General features: G+C 60.1%; 14 protein-coding genes. 12 read left to right on the top strand and 2 right to left on the bottom strand.

All coding sequences use genetic code 11. The features are described from left to right. From AYR66_RS27350 to AYR66_RS27310, 9 genes are all read left to right on the top strand, one after another. Positions 1 to 471 (top strand): CoA transferase (locus AYR66_RS27350; RefSeq protein WP_170942397.1); only part of this gene is annotated, 471 nt, incomplete at its 5' end. Positions 472 to 537: 66 nt separating this feature from the next. Continuing rightward, a complete protein-coding gene (locus AYR66_RS27345) occupies positions 538 to 1,539 on the top strand; it encodes an NADPH:quinone oxidoreductase family protein (protein WP_088710690.1) in 1,002 nt (333 codons plus the stop codon). A gap of 10 nt (positions 1,540 to 1,549) precedes the next feature. Further along, the gene (gene paaH / locus AYR66_RS27340; RefSeq protein WP_088710689.1) at positions 1,550 to 3,076 is read left to right on the top strand and encodes a 3-hydroxyacyl-CoA dehydrogenase PaaH; all 1,527 of its coding nucleotides are present in this window, start codon (positions 1,550 to 1,552) and stop codon (positions 3,074 to 3,076) included. Between the two features lie 31 nt (positions 3,077 to 3,107). Beyond that, a complete protein-coding gene (pcaF, locus tag AYR66_RS27335; protein ID WP_088710688.1) occupies positions 3,108 to 4,313 on the top strand; it encodes a 3-oxoadipyl-CoA thiolase in 1,206 nt (401 codons plus the stop codon). Between the two features lie 40 nt (positions 4,314 to 4,353). Then, entirely contained in the window at positions 4,354 to 4,641 is a 288-nt protein-coding gene (locus AYR66_RS27330; RefSeq protein ID WP_088710687.1) for a recombinase family protein, read from the top strand. A 405-nt stretch (positions 4,642 to 5,046) separates the two neighbouring features. Then, positions 5,047 to 5,652 carry a TRAP transporter small permease gene (locus AYR66_RS27325; RefSeq protein WP_088710686.1) on the top strand — a complete coding sequence of 202 codons (606 nt, stop codon included), beginning with the start codon at positions 5,047 to 5,049 and terminating at the stop codon, positions 5,650 to 5,652. Next, entirely contained in the window at positions 5,649 to 6,926 is a 1,278-nt protein-coding gene (locus AYR66_RS27320) for a TRAP transporter large permease subunit (RefSeq protein WP_088710685.1), read from the top strand. Before AYR66_RS27325 ends, AYR66_RS27320 begins: the two co-directional genes overlap by 4 nt. A gap of 49 nt (positions 6,927 to 6,975) precedes the next feature. Further along, complete coding sequence (locus AYR66_RS27315) at positions 6,976 to 8,025, top strand: TRAP transporter substrate-binding protein (protein WP_234815105.1); 1,050 nt, start codon at positions 6,976 to 6,978, stop codon at positions 8,023 to 8,025. A gap of 81 nt (positions 8,026 to 8,106) precedes the next feature. Continuing rightward, positions 8,107 to 9,165, top strand: a complete 1,059-nt coding sequence (locus AYR66_RS27310) for an SDR family oxidoreductase (protein WP_088710683.1) — start codon at positions 8,107 to 8,109, stop codon at positions 9,163 to 9,165. Positions 9,166 to 9,222: 57 nt separating this feature from the next. On the opposite strand, the gene AYR66_RS27305 is transcribed toward AYR66_RS27310, so the two are convergent. Both AYR66_RS27305 and AYR66_RS27300 read right to left on the bottom strand, forming a co-directional pair. Then, positions 9,223 to 9,744 (bottom strand): cache domain-containing protein, encoded by a 522-nt coding sequence (locus AYR66_RS27305; protein WP_234815104.1) that lies wholly within the window; start codon positions 9,742 to 9,744, stop codon positions 9,223 to 9,225. 14 nt (positions 9,745 to 9,758) lie between these two features. Beyond that, positions 9,759 to 10,487, bottom strand: a complete 729-nt coding sequence (locus AYR66_RS27300; RefSeq protein WP_206047370.1) for a DUF4286 family protein — start codon at positions 10,485 to 10,487, stop codon at positions 9,759 to 9,761. Between the two features lie 621 nt (positions 10,488 to 11,108). Between AYR66_RS27300 and AYR66_RS27295 the strand changes: the two genes are divergently transcribed. The 3 genes from AYR66_RS27295 to sucC all read left to right on the top strand — a co-directional run. Next, positions 11,109 to 12,116 (top strand): NADPH:quinone oxidoreductase family protein, encoded by a 1,008-nt coding sequence (locus AYR66_RS27295; protein WP_088710680.1) that lies wholly within the window; start codon positions 11,109 to 11,111, stop codon positions 12,114 to 12,116. Between the two features lie 15 nt (positions 12,117 to 12,131). Then, positions 12,132 to 12,572 carry a type II 3-dehydroquinate dehydratase gene (locus tag AYR66_RS27290; protein WP_088710679.1) on the top strand — a complete coding sequence of 147 codons (441 nt, stop codon included), beginning with the start codon at positions 12,132 to 12,134 and terminating at the stop codon, positions 12,570 to 12,572. A gap of 129 nt (positions 12,573 to 12,701) precedes the next feature. After that, on the top strand, positions 12,702 to 13,741 hold a 1,040-nt coding region (gene sucC, locus AYR66_RS27285; protein WP_088710678.1), incomplete at its 3' end, for an ADP-forming succinate--CoA ligase subunit beta.

Here is a 13,741-nt window from a genome sequence, read left to right as displayed (position 1 = left end):
GTGGCGGGGCGATGGCCGGTGCCGGGCGGCGAACTCGTCACTGGCGGCTCGCCGCGTTACCAGGTCTACCGTACCAGCGACGGCCGTTTTGTGGCTGCCGGACCGCTGGAGGACAAGTTCTGGAGCAATTTCATCGACGCCATCGAGGCGCCGCGCGAACTGCTGGATGACAGCAAGGATCCGGCCGGTGTCCGCGCCGCGGTCGCCGCCATCATCGGCGGAAAGCCGGCTTCCCACTGGCGCGCGCGCTTTGCAGGGAAGGATGTCTGCAGCGTCATCGTCGCTTCGATGCAGGAAGCCATGCAGGACGAGCACTTTCGCGCGCGCGGCCTGTTTGCCAGGGAACTGGAGAGCAACGGCCGCCGCACCACGGCACTGCCAGTGCCGGTGTCGACGGAGTTCCGCGCGGATGCAATTGGCGCGACGTACCCGAAGCTCGGTGAAGCCAACCGGGACTTCGGCTTCGACTAGGACATCCCTCCATCCCATTTAACCCGGGCGGCATTGCCGCCCGTCGAACCCTGTACGGAAAATACCATGCGTGCCATTCTCATCCGGGAGCACGGGGAACCCGCGTCCCTCAAGATTGAAGAAATCCCCCCTCGCGCGGTCGGCAGCGACGAGGTACTGATCGATGTCCATGCCATCGGCATCAACTACCCAGACCTTCTGGTCATTCGGGGCCAGTACCAGATCCTGCCGCCGCGTCCTTTTTCTCCCGGCAAGGATGCCGCGGGCGTCGTGAGAGCGGTGGGGAAGAACGTGACAACATGCAAACCCGGCGACCGCGTGGTGGCGCAGGTGGAACACGGCGCGTATGCCGAGCAGCTGGTCACCCGCGCATCGAATTGCTTCGTGCTTCCGGACGCCATGCCCTTCACCGACGCAGCCGCGATGGGGTTGGTCTACCAGACCGCGCATTTCGCGCTGGTCGAACGCGGGCAATTTCGCCCCGGGGAGACGGTGCTGGTCAATGGCGCCGCCGGCGGCGTCGGGCTCGCCGCCGTACAGATTGCCAAGGCACTCGGCGCGACAGTGCTGGCCGGCGTCCGTGAAGAAGGCCACGCCCGGCTCGCGCGCGAGAACGGCGCCGACGCCATCATCGACCTCGGGGCGGATGACTTGCATGAAGCCGTGCGCCGACAAGTGCGTGAGGCAACCAATGGTCATGGCGCGGATATCGTGCTCGATCCGCTTGGTGGCGATGCCTTCGATGCCAGCCTGCGCGCCTTGGCTTGGCGTGGGCGCATGGTTGTGATCGGCTTCGCCGCCGGGCGTATTCCGTCCATCAAGGCCAATTACCTGCTGGTGAAGAACATCGCCGTGTCGGGATTGCAATGGAGCGACTACCGCGACCGCGACCCCGCCTGGGTGCGCCGCGTGCAGGCGGAAATCTTTTCCCTTTACAGTGCCGGCAAGATCAGGCCCAGCGTGATGCGCGCCTTCCCGATGGAGCAGTTCGCCGAAGCGCTTTCCCTGGTCGGAAGCGGCAAGGTGCACGGCAAGGTCGTCCTGACGACCGACAACGACAAGTCCTGAGGAGGAATCCATGAGTACCGCACTGACGAAGTCTTCCATCGTCGCTGTCGTCGGCAGCGGCGCGATGGGCTCGGGAATCGCCCAGATTGCCGCGGCCGCCGGGCACAAGGTGAAGCTGTACGACACGCGCGCGGACGCGGTGGAAAAGGCAATTGCCGGCATCCGCAAGACCTTCGGCATGCTTGCCGAAAAGGGGAAGATGAAGCCGGAGGAGTCCGACGCGGCAGGTTCACGGTTGCAGGCCGCCGGTACGTTCGCCGACCTGGCCGATGCCGGGCTGGTGGTCGAGGCCATCGTCGAAAACCTCGACATCAAGCGGCAGCTGTTCGCGGACCTGGAAAAGGTGGTCGCGGCGGACTGCATCCTCGCCACCAATACATCGTCGATCTCCGTGACCGCGCTGGCGGCCAAGCTGGCGTTGCCCGGCCGTTTCGTCGGCATGCATTTCTTCAACCCGGTGCCGCTCATGGCGCTGGTGGAAGTGATCAGCGGACTGGCGACCGACGCACGCACCGCCGCCTGCATCTTCGATACGGCCCTTGCCTGGGGCAAGGCGCCCGTGCACGCGAAGTCCACGCCGGGCTTCATCGTCAACCGCGTTGCGCGTCCCTACTATGCCGAGGCACTGCGCCTGCTGAACGAGCAGGCTGCCGGTCCTGCGACGATCGACGCCGTCATGCGCGAGGCAGGCGGTTTCCGGATGGGGCCGTTCGAGCTGATGGACCTGATCGGACACGATGTCAATTTCGCCGTGACGCAATCGGTGTTCCACGCCTACTTCAACGACCCGCGGTTCACGCCCTCGCTGGTGCAGCAGGAACTGGTGAATGCCGGCTTCCTCGGACGAAAAAGCGGGCGCGGCTTCTACCGGTACGACGACGGCAGGAAAGCGGAACCGGAAAGCGAGGATGCCTTGGCGGCACCGTCACGCGTAACGGTATCGGGCCGGCATCCCACGGTCGACGCCATCGTCGCGCGCGCAGCGGCGGCGGGGGTGACCGTGGCGCGAGAAGATCTTCCCGGCGGCGAATCGCAGATTCGATGCGGCGACGCTATCCTTTGCCTAACCGATGGCCGCAGCGCAACGCAGCGCACCATCGAGGCGGGAACGCCCAACCTCGTGCTGTTCGACCTCGCCCTCGACTACGGCAAGGCGACGAGGCTGGCCGTGTCGGCTGCCGAGCAATGCGACCCGCAGGCATACCGCGCAGCCTTGGGCTTCCTGCAGTCGGCCGGCTATGCCGTGTCGCGGCTGGCCGATGTCCCGGGCATGGCGGTTATGCGCACAGTCGCGATGCTGGCCAACGAGGCTGCCGACGCGGTGAACCAGGGCGTCTGCGACGCCGCAGGCGCGGACGTCGCCATGCAGAAAGGCGTGAACTATCCGCGCGGGCCGCTGGCCTGGGCGGACAGTATCGGCCTGGACACCGTGATGCATGTCCTGGCCAATCTCGCCCAGGCATACGGCGAGGACCGGTATCGCGTCTCGCCGCTCATCCAAAAAAAGGTGTGGAGCGGCAAACGCTTCCATCCATGATTTTCCAGCACTCCCGACGAGAGGAACCCGAATGAATTCCGCATTCATCTGCGACGCTGTACGCACCCCCTTCGGCCGCTACGGCGGCACCCTGGCACAGATTCGTGCCGACGACCTCGGCGCACTGCCGATCAAGGCACTGATGGACCGCAACGGCAGCGTCGACTGGCAGGCGGTCGATGACGTGCATTACGGCTGCGCCAACCAGGCCGGCGAGGACAACCGCAACGTCGGCCGGATGGCGGCGTTACTGGCCGGCCTGCCGGTCGAGGTACCGGCAAACACCATCAACCGGCTGTGCGGCTCGAGCCTCGATGCGGTCGGCACGGCCGCCCGCGCCGTGCGCTCAGGCGAAGTCGGTCTGGTCATTGCCGGCGGGGTGGAAAGCATGAGCCGGGCACCGTTCGTGATGGGCAAGGCCGAGGCGGCCTTCTCGCGCAGCATGAAGATCGAGGATACGACCATCGGCTGGCGTTTCATCAATGCGCGGATGAAAGCCCTGTACGGGGTGGACTCGATGCCGGAGACGGCCGAAAACGTCGCGATGGAATTCGGCATCGCGCGCGCGGACCAGGACGCCTTTGCCTTGCGAAGCCAGAGGCGCTGGGCAGCTGCGCACGAGGCGGGCTTCTTCGCGCGCGAGATTGTCCCGGTAGCCATTCCACAGAAAAAGGGCGATCCGAAACGGTTCGACACCGACGAGCATCCGCGCGCCGACACAACACTGGATGCACTGGCCGGGCTGAAAGGGGTTGTCAGGCCGGACGGGACGGTCACCGCCGGCAATGCTTCCGGCGTGAACGATGGTGCCTGCGCGCTCCTGATTGCGTCCGAGGCGGCCGCGTCAAGGCATGGACTTACGCCGCGTGCGCGCATTCTCGGCATGGCAACGGCGGCACTAGCGCCGCGCATCATGGGCTTCGGTCCGTCCCCGGCGACACGCAAGGTACTGGCACTGACCGGGTTGCACATCGACCAGATGGATGTGATCGAACTCAACGAGGCGTTTGCTGCCCAGGCTCTCGCCGTGACCCGCGATCTCGGGTTGCCCGACGACGCGCCGCACGTGAATCCGAATGGCGGCGCGATTGCCATCGGCCACCCGCTCGGCGCCTCCGGCGCACGGCTGGTGACCACAGCACTAAACCAGCTTGAGCGCATCGGCGGACGCTATGCGCTATGCACCATGTGCATCGGCGTAGGGCAGGGCGTCGCCCTGATCGTCGAACGCGTGTAAGGCAATCAGTACATGTGCCGGTCACATCCGTAAGGTTTGCATGATGGATAGACGCTATTTCATGTTCCAGCAATTGCTCAAGGACACGGAATCGATCGCCCGCGACCGGCACTCCCGGCTACACGACCGGGCGTTGCGCATGAAACCCGCAGCCCCGGCGGCTACACGGCAGGTCCTCTGCCTGCTGGAAAGCATCCACGCCAGCCGCGCCAAAGGCGAATCCTTCGCGGCGATTGCCGCGGAACTGAACAAGCAGGGCCTTACCGGCCCCTACGGGGGACGCTGGTATGCCAGCAGTGTGTGGCACTACCTTCAGCGGCGTTCATAGCTCAAAAACAGGGCACGCTGTAGTGACCGTCTCAGGCTTTTGGAATCCGTCACTCGATCCGTCTCTCGGCACGCTGTCCGCCTTTCCCTCCCTCCTTCCATCCCGCCATCGACGATGAGGTCGTTCCGCACTGGCGGGAGCCGGGGCTCGCATCCTGTGCGTTATGTCCTTGATCAAGACAAGTGTTGGCGTCGCAGACACCATGCTTGTTTGCGATGCAGGCATTTGGTGCAACCATGCCGGCTTTTTCCTTCTGAAGCAAAGCATTTCACGGCTGGTCTGGAAATTGCGATATAGCGTCGGCGGCGTTCGCGGACATTCGCCAACGCATCGTCATTATAAAAACCAGGAGAGAGCCATGAAGAAACCCGCTTGCCCACCCATGCTGTTGAAAGGGCGCGATCTATGACCACCACCCTCGTCGACCGCACCATGAAGGTCATTGAAGTCCTCATTGCGGCCATGCTGGCTGCCATGGTGGTTCTTGTCTTCGGAAATGTCGTGCTGCGCTACGGCTTCAATTCAGGGATCACCATTTCAGAAGAAATGTCGCGCTACCTGTTTGTGTGGATGACATTCTTCGGCGCAGTCATCGCCGTACGCGAGCACACGCACCTGGGTGTCGACACATTGGTGCGCGCCCTTTCAAGAAGGGGAAAGCTCTACTGTGCCGTCGCCAGCAACCTCACCATGCTGTTCGCATCTGCCTTGCTCTTCACCGGAAGCTGGAATCAGATGCTGATCAACGCGGCGACATCTTCGCCGGTTGCCGGAATCTCGATGTCGTTTCTCTATCTTCCCGGTGTCATTGCCGGGGCCGGCATCTGCGTCCTGATCATCCTGCACCTGTACAGCATCCTTTGGGGGAACGTTAGTGAAGAAGAATTGATCTTGAGCGTCGAATCCGAAGACCTCTCCGCATTCGAACGCTCGCACAAGGATTTTTCGCATTCCGAACCGGCGGGCACGGCAACGCATTCCGCGCGCGTGCAAAAGGTGGTGGCAAAATGACTATCACGGTTTTCCTCGGCTCACTGCTTGGAGCCATGGCATTGGGCATGCCCATCGCGTTTGCGCTGCTGGCGTCAGGCGTTGCGCTGATGCTTCTCATGGGACTGTTCGATGCCCAGATTCTCGCCCAGAACCTGATCAGCGGCGCGGACAACTATCCTTTGCTAGCCGTTCCTTTCTTCATTCTTGCTGGTGAGCTGATGAATGAAGGCGGACTGTCGCAAAAGATCATTGATATCGCGAAGGCGATGATCGGCCACATTCGTGGTGGATTGGGTTATGTCACAGTGATCGCGGCAATTATCCTTGGCAGCTTGTCCGGATCGGCAGTCGCCGACACGGCCGCCCTGGCAGCGATCGTCCTGCCGATGATGAGACAGGCGGGCTACGACGTCAATCGCTCCGCCGGCCTGATTGCCGCCAGCGGCATTATTGCGCCCGTACTTCCCCCGAGTGTCGGCTTCATCATCTTTGGTGTCGTGGCCGGCGTATCGATCACGAAGTTGTTTATCGCAGGTATTGTGCCGGCACTGCTGCTTGGACTCAGCCTGACGGTCACTTGGTGGTTTTTAAGCCGTGGACAGGCGGAGACCGTCCAGCCGCGGCAGCCGCTGCGCAATGTGCTTGAGGCGATTGTAAACGGCGTTTGGGCGCTGCTCCTTCCCGTGATCATCATCGGCGGTCTAAAGTTCGGCGTCTTTACGCCGACCGAAGCCGGCGTGATCGCCGCGGTCTATGCGGGACTGGTGAGCGGCGTTGTTTACCGCAGGCTCGACGGGCGTACCCTTTTCAACGCATTTGTCAATGCGGCCAAGACAACCAGCGTCGTGATGTTTCTGGTTGCCGCGTCGATGGTCGCGTCCTGGCTGATCACAGTGGCAGATCTTCCCGGCGAAGTCGTCGAATTGCTGGAGCCTTTTCTCGGCAACAAGATTCTGCTCATGTTCATGATCATGGCGCTCGTGTTTGTCGTCGGGACCGCCATGGATTTCGTTCCCACCGTGCTGATCCTGACGCCGGTGCTTATGCCGGTTGTCACCGCAGCCGGCATTGACCCGGTGTATTTCGGGGTGATGTTCGTCATGAATAACGCGATCGGACTGATTACCCCTCCGGTAGGTACGGTACTGAACGTCGTCTGCGGCGTAGGCAGGCTTCCCATAGATGGCGTCGTCAGGGGTGTCATGCCCTTCCTTGTTGCGCTGACCGTCGCGATGTTCCTGATGACCTTATTTCCTGTGCTTGTCACCGCGCCCGCAGCGTGGTTCAGGTAACGCAATGTCAAACAAACCGGTCGCAACCAATTACAGCATGAGTTAACAAATGGAGACATCAACAATGCAAAATCCCTCACTTCGTCGCGCACTCGTCATCGGAGCAGCGCTCTTGGCTACCCTGCACAGCGCGGTCCCGGCCATGGCCCAGGAGATCCAAGAGCGAACGATCCGGTTCGGACACCTCTTGAACAAGGATCATCCCGTAAGCAAGGGTGTCCAGAAATTCGCGGAAATCGTCACCGCCAGGAGCGCTGGCAAGATCAAGGTGAAGGAATTTCCTTCCTCCCAGCTTGGCAATGAACTGCAGCAGCAGGCCGCGTTGCAGGGAGGCACTCAAGAAATGATGGCACCTGGGACATCGTTCTTGACCGGCATTGTGAAGGAATTCGGCGTTCTGGACTTTCCATTTATCGTGTCAAACGAAAAGGAAGCCGATGCCTTGCTCGATGGCCCGCTGGGAAAGCGGCTGATGGATAGGCTGCCGCAACACGGCCTGGTCGGTCTTGCCTATTGGGAGAACGGCTTTCGCAATGTAACGAACAGCAAACGGCCTATCAGCCGCCCGGAAGACCTCGACGGGCTGAAGATCCGGGTCATGCTCAACCCGGTGTATATCGATGTCTTCAAGGCCGTCAAGGCCAATCCGGTGCCGCTAGCATTCGGTGAATTGTTCACTGCCCTTGAGACACGCGCGGTCGATGCACAGGAAAATCCGTATGCCATCATCTTGTCGAACAGGTTCCATGAAGTGCAGAAGTACCTGACCAAGACCAACCACACATACAATGCATTTGCCATCATCGTCAGCAAGAAATTCTGGGACAAGCTTTCCCCTGCGGAGCAAAAGATTCTCCAGGATGCGGCTGTCGAAGCGAGGAATTATCAGCGCCAGATAAGCCGCGCCGCAACCGGCCAGGCGCTGACTGAACTGAAAGAGAAGGGCATGGTGATCAACGAACTGTCGCCGGCCGAGGCAGTACGCATGCAACAGATCAGCAAGCCGGTGATCGAGAAATTCGAGGCCAGCTACGACCCGGACACCCTGCGGCTTTTCCACTCTGAGATCGACAGTATTCGCAAGAACAGGAAGATGTAGGCAGCACTCAGGCAAGAAGTTCGCTGCAAGACGGTCATCTTCTGCAGCGGACTACCAACCAATCAACACGATCAACAAATCATGGCAAAACGAAAGGCATTAATTGCTGGCGGGACTGGGGTTGTCGGACGCAACCTACTTAAACATCTTGTCGATACGGGAGAATGGGAAATCGTCGTTCTTTCGAGGAGAAAGCCGGACGTCCCGGGCGAGTACGAACATGTTGCCGTCGACCTGCTTGACGCGGAAAATTGTCGGCAACAACTGGGGCACCTGACGGGAATCACGCATATATTCTTCGCAGCCTACGTGGACAGACCGGAATTGACGGACTGGGTCGAGAGCAACGTCAGGCTCTTGCGCAACCTGGTTGAAGCGGTCGAGGCGAACGCTACCGATCTTGAGCACATTCATCTTGTGCACGGGACGAAGTGGTACGGGAATCACCTTGGACCGTTCAAGACCCCTGCGAAGGAAGGTGACGCACGCCACATGCCTCCCAACTTCTATTACGACCAGTGGGATTACCTGGTCGAGCGCCAAAAAGGAAAGCAGTGGACTTACTCGTCGGTCCGCCCGCACGCCATCTGCGGATTCGCGCTGGGCAATCCGATGAACCTGACGATGGTGATTGCCGTTTATGCGGCAATATCAAAGGAACTTGGCCTGCCTCTGTCCCATCCCGGTAGTCCGGGTAATTTTCACGCCTTGTACCAATGCACCGATTCCAGACTTTTGGCACGCGCGATAGTCTGGATGTCGACGAACGAAAGTTGCGCCAACGAGGCGTTCAACATCACGAATGGCGACCTGATCCGCTGGGAAAATACCTGGCCACGGATCGCTGATTATTTTCACATGGAGGTCGGTCCGCGGCGCCAGCTAAGCCTGGTGAAATATATGGCGGACAAGGGGCCCATCTGGGATCGTATCGTTTCACGCTATGGCCTGAGAAAAGTGCCTTACGAGCAGATCGTGTCCTGGGCTTACGGCGATTTCGTTTTCACGCCAGAATTCGACATTATTTCCGACATGGGCAAGGCACGCCGATTCGGTTTCCACGAAAGCGTCGATACGGAGGAAATGTTTTTCGGGCTCTGGGATCAGTTCCGCGCTGCCGGGATTATCCCGGCAGCATGAGACTTGCCCGGAATTTGAATGGCGACCTCCTCGCGCCTGCACGAGGAGGCTGCCTAACTACTTCGCGGCCTTGTAGATACCGCTGCCGACCACCACATCGTCATACCTTTCCACATACGCCCGCTTTGTTTCAATGGCGGCATTTGATGGATTCAGCCACTTGAACTCCTCCCATCCGTGGCTTTTTTCCCGCGCAATTCCCAGATAGGACTTGACGAAGTATTTGCCGTCGACATCGCGAAGATCAAGAATATTCTTTCCGACCATTCTGGGATTGGCGCCCTGGGCCAACACCTTTCCTTCGAAATCCAGTACGAAGATATACAAGTCACGATCCCGAAACTGTCCCGCGGGATGGTTGAAGTCCGCAAATGCCTTCTCCCTGCCGTTTTCCTTGATGTACCTGACTGCTTTCTTGACCAGGGCAACCGCTTCTTCAGCTGTCGCCCTTTCTTCCGCAAAGGATGGCACCACGAATGCACCTGCGGCGAGGCCAAATGCGAACATGCGGTACAACGATTTCATTTTCTTCTCCCTTCTTAAAAAAACGACGTAGTTTGTTGGTCGGTATTGCTGCACCCGGTGATTCCATGTCAATAGATGGAGAGGGTGGGGAATGCTCCCTGGCCCGGCGGCCTATCCTCGGCTTCCCCGTTCGCAGGGAATACGCCTGAGCCGCTATGAAGAATGCACATCAGCCGGTAGCGCGACCACGGCCCGACCTGGAGTCCGGCCTCTTCCGCCCTGCTTCCCGCGATGACGTTGCGTAATGCCGCCGCTGTTTCGTCGACGTCGAGCGACTCGACAAAGATCACCCACTCAGCCCGGTCGTCCGCGCCGGCGCGGAGTGCGGATTCCGATGTCGCCGGACCAGTAATCCCGTCATCGCCTTCCCACAGCGCCACGCGTGTCGTGCTGGAGGATGCGGATAAATGCCCGGCCAGAACGTGATGGATAAAGCGGCGTGCCGGTTCTGCCTTTCCGGTATCAGGCTTGCATTTGATGACAAGCGCGGCGCCTCCTGTGACGTCTCCGATGTTCCATGTTTCCCGGCATGCCGACCGCAACATGTTCCGGAATGACGGCATGATCTTTCTGGTCCAGTCTGTCGGATGCGTCAGCCGGTGGCGATAGGCAGGAGACTGCAGCACCTCTACGCTGTCGCACTCGTACACCGCCATGTAGCGCGGGCCGTCATCGACGCACCGATATCGGCGGGCACTGCGAAAGCCGGGCACCTGCAGCCGCTCACGCATGTGCTCGCGTTGATACCAATGGTTGAATTCCTGTTCTTCCGTTGCGACTACGTCGTTCATCACCAAGAGAATGCCCCTTGCTTCCTGGTCTGTTGGCCTGCGCATCTAGTCCTTCTCCTCTGTCGACTGCCTGTGGGTGTTCGCCTGCGGTATTCCGGTCATCCCTTCTACGGATGACAAGACGTCGGCGGGGCGGATCAGCAATTACCATTCCATCCTTTTTTGACACCGAGATACACACGTTCCGCGGTGGCTGTCTGCGCCACGGGCAAGTTCGTGTCGCTGTCGCGCGCGTTCATTGCGCCTGTGTATGCCTGATGGGCCTGCGTCATCGGTAGTCGAAGCACATCCGAGTGTGGAAGCGGGCGCGGGAGGCTTCATATGCACGAGACAAGTGTCAACAACGAAAACACTCCTGCCGCCGCGGAGGACATGGTGTGCACGCGAACGACAAATCGTTGGTGCTTGCAGCCGTCATGCCGCGTGGACTACTGAGCGCTTCCGCAATGTCGAGGATTTGGAAATGCGCATGAAGTCAATGCGCTACCCCTGAAAATCGGCGATCCCGTCCTGGGGTGATTCCACGTGGCACACGCCTTGCAATGGCATCCGCCTTGACGGCAAGGCCACTGCGTTCAACTGGCCTCAACCGAACCCAATTGCGAAGAAATGGATAGGAGACTGCAAATGCAGGCAGTACTGGTAAGGGAACATGGTGTACCTGAGACACTCCGCGTCGAGGAGGTGAACGATCCGGAACCCGCAGCCGATGAGGTCGTCGTCGACGTCCACGCTGCGGGCGTGAATTATCCGGATATCCTTGTGATCCAGGGCGAATACCAGATTCTTCCTCCGCGCCCGTTCAGCCCCGGTAAGGATGCGGCGGGGGTTGTTTCGGCTGTCGGGTCAAAGGTGACCGGTTACAGGCCGGGCGATCGCGTGGCCGTGCAAGTGGAGTATGGCGCCTACGCTGAGAAGATCGTCGTGCAGGAGGATAAGTGCTTCCACATTCCCCATGCAATGACATTTGCCGATGCGGCGGCGATGGGACTGGCATACCAGACCGCGTATTTCGCACTTGTCGAGCGTGGGCAGTTCAAGGAAGGAGAGAGCGTTCTTGTCAATGGCGCCGCAGGCGGTGTCGGTCTTGCCGCCGTCCAGATTGCAAGGGCGCTCGGCGCGACGGTATTCGCCGGGGTTGCCAATGATGCCCAGGGTGCCCTCGCGCGGCGAAATGGTGCCCATCACGTCGTTCGTCTTGATCTGCCTGATGTGCGCGAGTCGTTGCGCAATCAGGTCTACGACATGAACGGGGGAAAGGGCGTCGCGATCGTGCTCGATCCGTTGGGCGGCGATGTCTTTGATGCCAGTCTGCGAGCATTGGATTGGTGTGGCCGGATAGTCGTGATCGGGTTCGCCGCCGGACGTATTCCCCAGATCAAGGCGAACTACCTCCTCGTCAAAAACATCACGGCCTGTGGTTTGCAATGGAGCGATTACCGGGACCGGACGCCGGACAAGATTCATCGTGTCCAGAAGGAGCTGTGCGATTTGTACATTCAGGGAAAGATCAAGCCCAGCATCATGCAGCAATTCTCCATGCATGATTTCGCGAGCGCACTCCAGCTGCAGAAAAGCGGCAAGGTAGAAGGAAAGCTCGTGCTTCTGACCGGCGCTGGCCGGGCATGTGCCTGAGAATGCGAGAGTGAAATGAAGAAAATTCTTGTCGTGCAGGGTGCAAACATGGCTTATCTCGGCCGGCGTCAGCCTGAACTCTACGGCACCACCACCGCGCTTGAGCTGGATGCGATGCTACAGGCGCATGCAAGATGCAACGATTATTCCATCGAGATCTTTTACACCCATGTCGAAGGCGAGGCGATCAGTCGTTTGTACAGGGCAGTGGGTGAGGGAATTGACGGTCTGGTCATGAATCCGGCGGGGTTTCTGTACGCGGGGTACGCGCTAAGGGATTGCTTGCGTGCCGTGCCGTTCCCATACATCGAAGTACATATGACCAACCTCGACAAGCGCGGCATGCATTCCGTCCTGGCGGAGACTGCGGTAGGGCTGATTGCGGGGTTCGGCATACGCTCGTACTTGCTCGGGCTCGAGGCCATGCTGGCGCACGTGGATCCGCCCACGCTCTAGCCACCGGAGTACCAGGCGGGGAGTCGGTTCCAGGAGTTCCTGCATAGGGGGAGGGCCGGACCATTTGAAATGGCACCGGAAAGAAAGCCGCCATCCTCGATTGTTCAATTCAAAGAAAGACAAAATCGCATGAAAATCCATGAGTATCAGGGCAAAGAAATCCTCCGCAAGTTCGGAGTGACGGTTCCGCGCGGTATCCCGTGCTTTTCCGTTGAGGAAGCAGTCAAGGCAGCCGAGCCTCTTGGAGGCCCGGTCTGGGTCGTCAAGGCTCAGATCCACGCGGGCGGCCGCGGCAAGGGCGGTGGTGTGAAGGTTGCCAAGTCGCTCGACCAGGTCAAGGAATACTCGCATGCCATCATGGGCATGCAGCTGGTCACGCACCAGACCGGCCCGGAAGGCCAGAAGGTCAACCGCCTGCTGATCGAAGAAGGCGCCGACATCAAGAAGGAACTCTACGTTTCCATGGTCACCGACCGCCTGAGCCAGCGCGTCGTGCTGATGGCCTCCAGCGAAGGCGGCATGGACATCGAAGAAGTCGCTGAAAAGCATCCGGAACTGATCCACAAGGTCGAGATCGACCCGGCCACCGGCCTGACCGATGCCGACGCTGACTCGATCGCTTCCAAGATCGGTGTGCCCGCCGGCTCCATCGCTGACGCGCGCAAGCAGCTGCAAGGCCTGTACAAGGCGTACTGGGAAACCGATGCCTCGCTGGCCGAAATCAACCCGCTGATCCTGACCGGCGACGGCAAGGTCATCGCACTGGACGCCAAGTTCAACTTCGACTCCAACGCCCTGTTCCGTCATCCGGAAATCGTTGCCATGCGCGACCTGGACGAAGAAGATCCGGCTGAAATCGAAGCCTCCAAGTTCGACCTGGCCTACATCTCCCTTGACGGCAACATCGGCTGCCTGGTGAACGGCGCCGGCCTGGCGATGGCCACCATGGACACCATCAAGCTGTTCGGCGGCGAGCCGGCCAACTTCCTCGACGTGGGCGGCGGTGCCACCACCGAGAAAGTGACCGAAGCCTTCAAGCTGATGCTGAAGAACCCCAACCTGAAAGCCATCCTGGTCAACATCTTCGGCGGCATCATGCGCTGCGACGTCATCGCCGAAGGCGTGATCGCCGCATCCAAGGCAGTGTCGCTGGGCGTGCCGCTGGTCGT

Source organism: Noviherbaspirillum denitrificans, from assembly GCF_002211445.1.
Taxonomy (GTDB): Bacteria; Pseudomonadota; Gammaproteobacteria; order Burkholderiales; family Burkholderiaceae_D; genus Noviherbaspirillum; species Noviherbaspirillum denitrificans.
This window is presented reverse-complemented; position numbering and strand designations above follow the sequence as displayed.